General features: G+C 65.7%; 1 protein-coding gene. It reads left to right on the top strand.

What is annotated here, in order from left to right:
• The first annotated feature begins 16 nt into the window (after positions 1-16).
• The gene (locus RMT89_RS45815; protein WP_399499159.1) at positions 17-133 is read left to right on the top strand and encodes a hypothetical protein; all 117 of its coding nucleotides are present in this window, start codon (positions 17-19) and stop codon (positions 131-133) included.
• Positions 134-207: the final 74 nt, after the last annotated feature.

Raw genomic sequence — 207 nt, 5'->3', positions numbered from 1 at the left:
GACCGTCGCCGCCGCCATGATCGACCGCCTCGTCCACCACGCCGAGGTCCACTCCCTCAAAGGCGACTCCTACCGCAGCATGAAAGGCCGCAGCCTCGGCCGCGTCCCCACCACCCCGACCGAAACCGACTGACCGACAACAACCAACGACACGGGGGTCACGTTTCAACCGCCCAAAACGGGTCAAAATTCAGCCGCCGCCGACAC

The organism is Streptomyces sp. P17, assembly GCF_032436805.1.
In the GTDB taxonomy this organism is placed as follows: domain Bacteria; phylum Actinomycetota; class Actinomycetes; order Streptomycetales; family Streptomycetaceae; genus Streptomyces.
Note: the sequence above shows the minus strand (reverse complement) of the source record. Positions and strands in the feature narration are given on the sequence as shown.

Excerpts from the sequence above, each read along its gene's own strand:
- RMT89_RS45815 (WP_399499159.1), top strand. The coding sequence starts at position 17 with ATGATCGACCGCCTCGTCCACCACGCCGAGGTCCACTCCCTCAAAGGC.